Consider the following 10,219-nt stretch of genomic DNA (forward strand, 5'->3'; position numbering starts at 1 on the left):
AGGTCTATGAAGTGGTCACCCGAGCGTCCTTCATACATGTCTAACAAGGGAGAAATCCTGCGAATAAGCGAGCATTCGTGAGAAAACTTAATCGTACCGAGGGAGTTCAATGATGGCAGCGGCGAACCAGTCCTTTAAGGGGGCTGGTTTTTTCAATACATAAGATAAGTTATGTGTTGAAACTGTCGTTACGCTAACCGGTACGCTAGCTAAACAATTGACAATGGGGCAGCCCACCGCGGCACACCTCATTTTATTGAGCTAACTGGAAGAATTGTTTAATTTACCATCCTTCGTTAAATTAAATTTGTATTCGGTCAGGCCAGGACTGTGCACATTAGCAATCCATGAGAAACCGGACATGCTGTTGGATGATAAAATATAGACATAGAGGAGGCTGCATATGGAACGTGTAATCTTGATGATGAATGTGCGAGAAAACCAGGGAGGAGAGTCAGTCGCATGGCAAAGATCGTTTTTGCATTGAACCAGTCTCTGGACGGATTCGTCGACCACGACCACACGGCATTTCAGCCCGACCCCGTGCTATTCCGTCATTTCATCGACGACGTGCGCGGCCTGGCGGGCAGCCTGTACGGGCGCCGCATGTACGAGACCATGCGGTATTGGGACGGAGACCATTTTGAATGGGATGCGCCGGAACGGGAATACGCAGCGGCGTGGCAAAGCAAACCGAAGTGGGTGGTGTCGAGGACGTTAAAGTCCGTCGGTCCGAACGCTTCTCTGATCGAGGGCGACCTCGCAGCGGCCATACGTGGGCTGAAGGCTCAGCATGAAGGGGAGATTGAAGTTGCCGGGCCGGAGTTGGCCCACAGTCTAACGGAGCTCGGTCTCGTTGATGAGTATCGACTCTATCTCCATCCAGTCGTGCTGGGTCACGGCAAGCCGTTCTTCGCCGGTCCACGGCCGCAGCTGCGCCTCGTGGCAAGCGATCGAATTGGCGAGAAGGTGATCAGGTTGACCTACGTTCCAGCTTAGTTGTGCGGTTGACCCAGCGGCCTAAAAGGCACGTTACTTTAACAGGGATTCTCCGGCTGTTGCGGCAGTCTGAGGATCCCTTATTCTTTAAAATTTGTTCAGTTAAGCGAAATGACATAGTTATTTATGGAATTGACGATTGACCTAACTGGTACGATAGCAGAACGAACAGGCCGTCGGTAAGATCTGCGGCCTGTTAGCCTAACAGTCAGGTTCGATGTAGCTTCTATGGCCCAATTAGTCCAATGAAGGGCGGATCTTCCGCAACGCAAGCCGCCAACCCGCGGCGGCCATTGTCCATGTTGCGTAACCGATTGCACTGCCGAGGACGTTCAAAATGAGATCGTCCACGTCGAAGATCCCGCGCCGCGTACCAAGCTGGGTCAGTTCGATGGCCAAGCTGACCAGTAATGACCAGACGAAAATAGTAGAGAACCGTCGTACCTTGGCGATCAGGATCGGAAGAAGGAAACCAAGCGGAACGAAAAGCAGCACGTTGCCGAAGAGATTAAAGAACCAAGTATCGAAATTGTAATGCTCGTAACCATTAGCGTACTGCAGGATGCTGCGGAACGGGATCAAGTTGGGGTGAGGTGCCCATTGGGTCCAGTAACTGTATTGCATAGAACGGGAACGGTTCAAAAACAGTTCGTAAACAACGACCAATACATATGCCGCGAAGACGCACCACGCTAAGGCTTGCAGCCATTTACGATTCGGTGATACTGCCCTGTTCATCAAGTCTCCAACAAGCCCCGATTCACCGAAATCCGCGATAGCCAGCTTAATTGCATGCTCATCTTGCGCCCCGTCAGCGACATAGCTCTTCCGCAATTGCTCCAGATGATCGAGGAACTCTTCGTACAGGTCCCGCTTAGTTCCCTCCGAGACTTCAACGTTCTGAAGAATTTGCTTTAAATACGTGTCAAAAGGATTCATGCATAGCCCACCTTTCTGCACGATTGAATCAGTGCGTGTACTTGATCCCAAGCGATTAGCTTGGTGGTCAGTTCCGTCCGTCCGGCTTCCGTAAGCACGTAGAATTTCCTACGGCCGCTTGCTTCGTTGTCGACCCAATAGGAACGAAGCAACTCCTTATTCTCGAGTCTTTTGAGTGCAGGATAGAGCGTCCCTTGACTCATTTGGTATGTATCGCGGCTCAATTCCTTTAACTGTTGGACAATCTCGTAACCGTAAGTATCCTTCCGCGCGATAATGGAGAGTAGTAGGATATCGATGCTGCCTTTCAAAATCTCTTTGTCCATGTCGTTCACCTCTATATACATTGTATAACGACATATGTCGCTATACAAGGCGTTGATTAATTTTTTTGTTTAAATTCGGCATTACGCTAACGGATACGATAGCACAATGCCGAAGGGTTCCCGCGCGGCAGCCTTCGCTTTGCTAAATATGTGGTATTATGAGAGGCGGGATGGTCCCATAAGGAGGATATTACATAAGCTCTACGAAAGCCTGCGCCAAATCGGTGAAAATGAATTAAAGATGTTATTTTACAATTTATTGAATACAGTAGAGCGCACATTTTAAAAATATTCATAATTTATGGAGGGAAACCATGACGAACACACAAACGTTACAAGCCCTGTTCCAGCCTTTTACCTCGGGTAAGCTATCTCTGTCCAACCGTACGGTAATGGCGCCTATGACGCGTCAAAAATCGCCGAACGGCGTTCCGGGACCGGACGTCGCCGCTTATTATCGCCGCAGAGCAGAGCATGGAGTGGGACTCATCGTAACGGAAGGCACCGTCATTAACCATGCAGATTCGAGCAATCAGAAGGATGTTCCGTTCTTCTACGGGGAAGAAGCCTTGAACGGATGGGCGAACGTCGTCTCCGAGGTTCATGATGCGGGAGGAACAATTGTTCCTCAAATCTGGCATATGGGCGCTCGCGGAAGCGTGAACGACTACTCCGAAGAGGAAATCGTCGGAATCGTCCGAGAATTCGCCAAAGCGGCCGCGGAAGCCAAACATCTGGGGTTTGATGGCATTGAGCTACACGGCGCCCACGGTTATTTAATCGACCAATTTTTTTGGGAGAAAACGAACCAGCGGACGGATCGGTACGGAGGCAACTTCATCGAGCGTACGACCTTTGCCGCAGAGGTCGTACAAGCTTGCCGCGAAGCCGTTGGTCCCGACTTCCCGATTATTCTACGCATCTCGCAATGGAAGGGAACCGATTATTCGGCGAAGCTCGTCGGGACATCGGAAGAGTTGAAGCAATTTCTCAAACCGCTGGTGAATGTCGGGGTGGATCTGTTCCACTGCTCGACGAGACGGTTCTGGGAACCGGAATTCGAAGGCTCCGAGCTGAATCTCGCGGGCTGGGTGAAGCAGCTGACTGGCAAGCCGACCATTACGGTCGGTTCCGTAGGATTGGACGGAGACGTTTCGACCTTCTTCAAGACGGGAAGCGGCGCGGGGAACGCCAGTTTGGATGGCTTGATTCCCAAACTGGAGAACCAAGAGTTCGATCTCGTCGCGATCGGCCGAGCACTGCTTGCGGATCCGGCTTGGGTCAGCAAGATCAGAGAAGGGAAGCTGGAGGAACTGATTCCTTTCACACCCCAAGCGCTCCAAACTTTGCATTAATTTCGATACCACCAGGCGAGCGTCCCTTAATATTGAAGTGGTCGATCTATAATTAAAGGAAGCATCCCCTCCGATCCATGTCGGCAGCCTAGTCTTAGTTGGAGATTGAACTATCGGGTGGGAAGTACTAAACTAACGGGTACGATAGCTCATTAAGACTGTTGGAGGAATGCAAGCTTTATTTTGCGTCCAAACCGGATTTCTCCTATACGCCAGTATTTACGGTGACCGGTTCGACAACCATGTTGATCGAGGGCGATTTCTTTATGTGGAGCCATGGCGACGCGAAGATTCCGTTCCGTCATTATCAGGGAGATATCTATGTATCCGGCACCAATGAAGCCGTCATCCGTAAGATGATGGAGGTAGCGGGCGATTTGGAGGCTGCAGTGACGGAAGGGTAAGTCCAGAGGAGCGCCGCAAACAGCGCAGAGGATCTCCCAGTACGGCGAACCAATAGAAGCATCTTATTCACAACTGGCGTTGTGCATGAGGTGCTTTTTTTGCTGCAATCGTAGCTAGACTGCGCAGATACATATTATTTACAAGTTGGAGACAAGATGGCGATTTCCATTCTTTATAGTAGACAGGTAGAAATGAAAACGAACATGGAAGGTGTGCGTGATGAGAAGACCAGGATTAGGAAGCGCAAAGAACGGTATCGGAATCGCGGTTGGACTCTGCTTGATGCTCCTGTCCGCCTGCAACGGCAATAACGGTTCGGGTGAGAGTACGTCTACGGAGAACATTGATGTGTCGCAGAAGAATACGGGGACGGCAGGCAATTCTTCGTCCAGCGCCGACCACACGACTATTGTGTTCTCGTCCTTCTTTCCGGATAAGCAGTTTGAAGAAGCGAAGACCAAGTATGAAGCGCTGCATCCGAATATCGAAATCAAGCTCGAGAGCGTACTGACCGATGATGAGCATTTGGAAGCCGATCTGGAGAAATGGGTGACCGCCACGAATACGGCCATGCTGGCAGGCAAAGGGCCCGATATCCTCATTACGGACCAGCTATCGCTCGAAGATTACGTCAAGCATGGATTGCTGGAAGATCTCGATGAGTCGATGACGCAGGATACGTCCTTCAACAAGACGGATTATTTCACCAATGTTCTGGATAATTCGAAGACCGGGGAAGGACTATACGGACTGCCGCTCAACTTCTGGCTCTGGGGCATGTTGGGTGACGAGGACGCGATCAAGAAGGCAGGGGTGACGACGATCGATGACCGGTCCTGGACATGGGACGACTTCACCGGGATTGCCCGGCAGCTGTCGCAGAAGGGCGATTATCCCACCGTCCTGAATGGCACACCGGAATCGATGCTGGCGCAATTGGTCTCTGATAATTACACCCGGTTCGTCGACGCAGAGAGCCGCAAGGCGAATTTCGAGTCGGTTTCGTTTAACGGGCTTCTGCAGCAGGTCAAATCGATGGCTGCTGGCGGCATCATTGGCGATGGACGCCCTTATTTCTTTCAGACACCGATTAATTCTCCCTCGAGTTACTTCGTCTCGCTTCACTCGCTTCTGGCGAAGAACGTGAAGCTGTACGTGATGCCGCATGCAGCGGATTCGACAGTTGGGGGTTATTTCCTGAAGAATCATACGATTGGCTTGAATGCGCGCTCCGGCGCGAAGCAGCAGGCATGGGACTTCATCAAGTTCCTGATGTCTGACAAGCTCGAGACTCCGACAAGTGGTTTTCCTATTAACAAGAATGTCTATGCCCGGCAGATTCAACAATTGAAAGCACAAGGAACGATACCGACCAGCAAAGAAGGGCCGACACAGGGCGCGTCTCTTCAAGTCGACGAAGCGCTGCTTGATCAACTGGAGGGCTATGTGACGGGGGCGAATCACGCTGCCAAGAGTTTCAAAGAACCGACCACGCTCAACACGATCATCATGGATGAGTCCAAGGCTTATTTTAGCGGACAAAAATCGGCGGAGGACGTTGCGAAGCTGATTCAGAACAAGATGACGACTTATCTCAACGAATAGCTCGATGAGGCCACTTGCGTTTGCCAATTGGATGGTTATAACCGCAGCCGATTGACGGGTATAAATGCGCGGCAGGTTCATTATAATGAAGCCGGATGATGAGAATGACAGGGTTAATCGTGATTGTCGTAATCGTGTTATTAGCCGGCTTGGTAGGTACGATCATGATCGGGGAATCGAAGGACAACAATAACTGCTCAGCTCAACAGCTCCCGTTTAGTCGATTGTTCGATCGTTTCGCCCGGCTGACGCGATCCGGCAGGTGGGGTCCATGCAATAATCTTGTATAGCAAGTTAGATAAAAAATTCTGATTTTATGAACTTTCAATAAAGTAAGGTAGTGTACAGTCGAGGGCATCATTGGTTGGGGTCCAACTACTCACCAGGCGGATACTTACGCTTTGTCCAAGATGATACTTATATCGAGAGACCGATGTGGGAAAATGTCAAAATGGATGATGATTGCTGTGACGAGATGATGAAATGATTGAACTAACGGGTACGATAGCGCAGGGTAGCGTGCCGCGGCAGCTACTCCTTTTTGTTGAACTTTTGGCAGAAGAGTGCGGAAGGAACTTTTCGAATTTCCTTGAAAAAGTCTAAGATAAATTTTTAGAAGATCAAGGTGATTATCTCGAACGTAGTGACGGAATAAAAACTTGACTTAGAGTCAACTCTAACCGATATAATACAAGCCAACTACCAATTCCAATAGAGGAGAGTTGCAAATGCTGAACGTACGTGTGGTTGTAACCGAATATGGCGGACCGGAAACGTTAAAAATCGTGGAGGAGCCGCTGCGCCAGCCGCAGAGGGACGAGGTTCTCGTCCACGTGTATAGCGCAGGAGTCGCTCTTGCCGATATTATGCGAAGAGAGGGCAAATATCCCGGCACACCAACGCCCCCTTTTACACCGGGATACGACGCGGTGGGCATTGTCGATGAGCTCGGAGACGACGTACGGCATGTTCAGAAAGGGGACAAGGTTGCCGTATTTTACAACGGTACTGGCGGATACGCGTCCTTTGTTTACGCGAAAGCCGACGAGTTTTACCCGGTACCAGAGCAAATTGACACCGCGGCAGCGGCGGCGGTCATTTTGAATTATGTTACTGCATATCAAATGCTGCATCGTCTCGCAAAGGTTTCTGAAGGGGAACGAATTTTGATTCATGGCGCTAGTGGAGGCACGGGTACTGCGTTGCTCGAGCTTGGCCGGCTTGCGGGCGTCGAAATGTTCGGCACCGCTTCGGCTGCCAAGCACGAAGTCGTCACCCGATACGGGGCGGTACCGATTGACTACAGGAGCGAGGATTTTGTGCAAATCGTGCGTGGACGGGCACCAGAAGGCGTGGATGCCGTATTCGATCCGATCGGGGGAAGCAACTGGGAGAGGTCATTCCAAACGCTTAGCGATGGCGGACGTTTCGTGGGTTACGGGTACACGTCGGTTCTTGGACAGAACGATTCGAGCGATTGGGTCAACGATTGGACGAACCTGTCGGCCAACAGAACGACGCCCAGGGGAAATCCCATCTATCTGTATTCCGCCACAACTCTGAAGAAGGAGCGGCCGGAATGGTTTCGCGAGGACTTGGCACGCGTGTTTGAATTGCTTGCCGAGGGGCGAATCAATCCGATCATCGCCGCGCGGATCCCACTGCATGAAGTGGCGCGGGCGCATAAGTTGCTTGAAACATCCCAAATAGCTGGTAAAATCGTTCTTACCAACAATTAAACATAATGAAGGTGGTGCATGCGATTTGTACTCGATCGGAGAGATCGCGAGACTGTCGGGCATAACGGCTTTTACACTTCGTTACTATGAGAAAATCGGCCTGCTGCCTAAACCTCGGCGTCAGCGCGGGAAGGAGATCGGAATCCGGCAGTACGACGATGCGGATTTGCGGTTAATCCGGTTTATTCACACCTTGAAGCAGGCCGGAATGAAGCTGGATGACATCGCGGATTTTACGCAGGACGGCTGCCTGCTCACGGCGCAGGAAGAGGTCGATTTCGATATCGGTGGCACGCTGCATAAACGGATCGAGATTTTGGATCGACACATCGATGAGCTGGACCGGCGAATGAAGCAGTTGGAAGCCGTGAAGGTGATCGCACTTGAGAAAAGAATATTCTACTCCAACATATTGGACGCAAAGTAGAGTAAGGTGGGAGGGGCGAGGGTAAAGGATAAGCAGCATGCTATCCGGGCTATATCGTGTTCCGAATATATCATATAATTTAACTGTTAAGCATCTTCAACCTACGGAGTTGTGAGCGGCGGATGCGATCGTAATCTGTACGCCGGAATATGCTCGTGGAGTGCCAGGTTTTCTCAAGAACGCACTGGATTGGGTCGTATCTTCGGGTGAGTTCATGAACACTTACTGTAGTCATAAGCGCTTCTCCACATTCGGATAGTGGCGCAGTTGTACAATTAAGGATGATGAGTGCAGTTATCCCGGAAGAAGTATCCTTTGCCGTTCCACTCATCAGTAAGATGACCGGGTCGAATGGTATCGTGCATGGACATTAATACCTTGTTATTGAGCTCACTTGGTTCGGGCGCTACCTCAAGCCATTCATGCGAATTAATTAGCAAAACGATTGCAATGGATTGGCATGCCAGTCGGTGATTGAACTAATGGGTACGATAGTTCAACAAGGGGAGGACCATTATAGTTCTCTCTTTGTCATAAGGTGAACCAAAAAAGCCCCATTCACGGGGCTCGATAAAATAGGTATTACTAAGATAACGGACTAGAGCTTAATAAACTTCAAGCAAGATTGGAAGCCTTTTCTCACCAGGATAGTTGAATTAACCTAAACAAAAGGGACAACCCGTCATTTCCTTCAAGTACACAACATATTATTACTGTACTAGACTGTGAGGAGGACTTGGCGTGAGATTGCTGATTCTGGTGGTGGGTATAGTTTTACTAACTCTGCTGTGGACAAACCCAGATAGCTCGGATTTTGAAAAGTGGGTTCATAAACAAGAGCTTATTCTTTTCAAAAAAGCAGCCCCCAAGAGCCTGTTGAGTTTAGGAGCGCGAATTATCTTCTGTTCTCAATTCATCAAATAGTGATCTTTAGGCAGCAGAATGAGTTTGAAACTGAGTACGGCACCTACATGGGAATAGGAATCCTCGGAATGATATTCTCCACTTCAACCCATGATGATGGAAAGAAGTCTCCTTTGTTTAAGGTCGGTTCATACTGAACTAACGGGTACGATAGCTCAATAAGACTTGACGAAACGGCAGCCGGCATAAAGGCTGTCGTTTTCTCAACTAACGGGCAGAATAACGCAACTTTCGTTAGAAAATAACGTCCTAAATATTGGGAATAGTAAGTGTCACTTCCAATTAGGGTAGGAGGTACTGTATGAAGAAATTTTATTTATTATGTTTATCATCAATAATTGTTTTATCGGGTTGTAAAGCAAGTAACGAACCTCCACCATCTTTAAACCTTTCGTCCATGCATTCTGTTGAAGAAGGTAAATATTATCTTGCTGCGTTTGGAACCAATGAAGAACAAGATAGTGAATTTCAACAAGTGTTTGATCAGAATATCAAAAATTTATCTGGTTACTATCAAAAAGGAACACCAAATAATGTTGAGCTACAAACCTTAAATATTCATGAATTACCCACGTATATTATATTCGATACAGAAAAAGAAGTATTTCGAACAGATAAGTTGAATGAGCTTAATCAATATCTTCACGATGCGGATAATAAGTAATGGTTTTCCAATTCAAAACGCAAGTTAAAACAGATAAGTGATACAAAGAATCGGAGCATTGATTACGCTAACGGGTACGATAGCGCAATAGTTATGACTGGAGCAGGTCTTCAACAACCTGCTCCTTTTTGTCGAAGGGCAGGATAGTTTAACTCACTTCGCGAATATCCTAAAAATGGATAGTTCACAAGATTCGTAAATAAGACGTTAATATTCAATTGGGGCAAAAGCCAGGAGGGAACTATGCAAAGAAGAACTGTTGGTGTCGTTTTGTTATGTATATCTGCCTTTCTTTATGGAGTACGGTATTTATCAGCGGCCATATTTGGATCAAGTGTTTCTTCATGGAACAGTGAATTATTTAGTGCAATGTTAGAGTACGTAGGTGATGGCCCATTAATCATGAGTTGGATAGCCTTAATTGCTGGAATTGGATATTTAATTATTGCTGAATTTCAAACATCCATTGCAAAGAATATTAAGATAATAAAGGATAACTGGAATGATTTTGATAGTAAGAACGATAAGGAAAGGAATGAAGAAGTTGAGTAAGAATACATCGACATCATCTAACACTATATCACGGGGCATACGATTATTAAGCTATACCAGCTAATAGGTTGTCAATATTTAATTATTAATGGACCAATCGAAGGATGCTATACTGGTAAAAGGGAATGACAAATAACCGTCCCATAGATTTTGGGAAGGTTTTCCTCAATGTCTAAGTATTTCTTTTTTAGTCTAAGCGGAAAGTTTCTTTCTTGGTTAAGATTGCATATATCCAGTGGATCCGATTATTTGCACAAGCGATCACAGCTACTTTAAACAATTTG

Annotated in this window: 13 protein-coding genes; 11 read left to right on the forward strand and 2 right to left on the reverse strand. The window is 48.0% G+C overall.

Annotated features, from left to right (window positions below; translation table 11 throughout):
• Nucleotides 1–462 precede the first annotated feature (462 nt).
• On the forward strand, nt 463–999 hold the full coding sequence (locus AC0YNV_RS40115) for a dihydrofolate reductase family protein (protein WP_210047216.1): 537 nt from the start codon (nt 463–465) through the stop codon (nt 997–999).
• 237 nt (nt 1,000–1,236) lie between these two features.
• Here the strand turns inward: AC0YNV_RS40115 and AC0YNV_RS40120 are convergent, their stop codons facing one another.
• Together AC0YNV_RS40120 and AC0YNV_RS40125 are read right to left on the reverse strand one after the other, a co-directional pair.
• A complete protein-coding gene (locus AC0YNV_RS40120; RefSeq protein ID WP_475773033.1) occupies nt 1,237–1,938 on the reverse strand; it encodes a VanZ family protein in 702 nt (233 codons plus the stop codon).
• Nucleotides 1,935–2,264, reverse strand: a complete 330-nt coding sequence (locus tag AC0YNV_RS40125) for a PadR family transcriptional regulator (RefSeq protein ID WP_475773034.1) — start codon at nt 2,262–2,264, stop codon at nt 1,935–1,937. Before AC0YNV_RS40125 ends, AC0YNV_RS40120 begins: the two co-directional genes overlap by 4 nt.
• Nucleotides 2,265–2,578: 314 nt before the next feature.
• Between AC0YNV_RS40125 and AC0YNV_RS40130 the strand changes: the two genes are divergently transcribed.
• From AC0YNV_RS40130 to AC0YNV_RS40175, 10 genes are all read left to right on the forward strand, one after another.
• Complete coding sequence (locus AC0YNV_RS40130; protein WP_475773035.1) at nt 2,579–3,619, forward strand: NADH:flavin oxidoreductase; 1,041 nt, start codon at nt 2,579–2,581, stop codon at nt 3,617–3,619.
• Between the two features lie 161 nt (nt 3,620–3,780).
• Nucleotides 3,781–4,023 (forward strand): hypothetical protein, encoded by a 243-nt coding sequence (locus tag AC0YNV_RS40135; protein WP_475773036.1) that lies wholly within the window; start codon nt 3,781–3,783, stop codon nt 4,021–4,023.
• Between the two features lie 220 nt (nt 4,024–4,243).
• Complete coding sequence (locus AC0YNV_RS40140; RefSeq protein WP_475773037.1) at nt 4,244–5,629, forward strand: ABC transporter substrate-binding protein; 1,386 nt, start codon at nt 4,244–4,246, stop codon at nt 5,627–5,629.
• 104 nt (nt 5,630–5,733) lie between these two features.
• Nucleotides 5,734–5,919, forward strand: coding sequence for a hypothetical protein (locus AC0YNV_RS40145; RefSeq protein ID WP_475773038.1), 186 nt, complete (start codon nt 5,734–5,736; stop codon nt 5,917–5,919).
• 438 nt (nt 5,920–6,357) lie between these two features.
• The gene (locus tag AC0YNV_RS40150) at nt 6,358–7,368 is read left to right on the forward strand and encodes a medium chain dehydrogenase/reductase family protein (protein WP_475773039.1); all 1,011 of its coding nucleotides are present in this window, start codon (nt 6,358–6,360) and stop codon (nt 7,366–7,368) included.
• A 25-nt stretch (nt 7,369–7,393) separates the two neighbouring features.
• Nucleotides 7,394–7,795 (forward strand): MerR family transcriptional regulator, encoded by a 402-nt coding sequence (locus AC0YNV_RS40155; protein ID WP_475773040.1) that lies wholly within the window; start codon nt 7,394–7,396, stop codon nt 7,793–7,795.
• A gap of 160 nt (nt 7,796–7,955) precedes the next feature.
• Nucleotides 7,956–8,054, forward strand: a complete 99-nt coding sequence (locus tag AC0YNV_RS40160) for a hypothetical protein (protein ID WP_475773041.1) — start codon at nt 7,956–7,958, stop codon at nt 8,052–8,054.
• 482 nt (nt 8,055–8,536) lie between these two features.
• Complete coding sequence (locus tag AC0YNV_RS40165; RefSeq protein ID WP_475773042.1) at nt 8,537–8,719, forward strand: hypothetical protein; 183 nt, start codon at nt 8,537–8,539, stop codon at nt 8,717–8,719.
• 301 nt (nt 8,720–9,020) lie between these two features.
• On the forward strand, nt 9,021–9,383 hold the full coding sequence (locus AC0YNV_RS40170; protein WP_475773043.1) for a hypothetical protein: 363 nt from the start codon (nt 9,021–9,023) through the stop codon (nt 9,381–9,383).
• 243 nt (nt 9,384–9,626) lie between these two features.
• On the forward strand, nt 9,627–9,935 hold the full coding sequence (locus AC0YNV_RS40175) for a hypothetical protein (protein WP_475773044.1): 309 nt from the start codon (nt 9,627–9,629) through the stop codon (nt 9,933–9,935).
• Nucleotides 9,936–10,219: the final 284 nt, after the last annotated feature.

It is taken from the genome of Paenibacillus sp. JT31N11, from assembly GCF_056269285.1.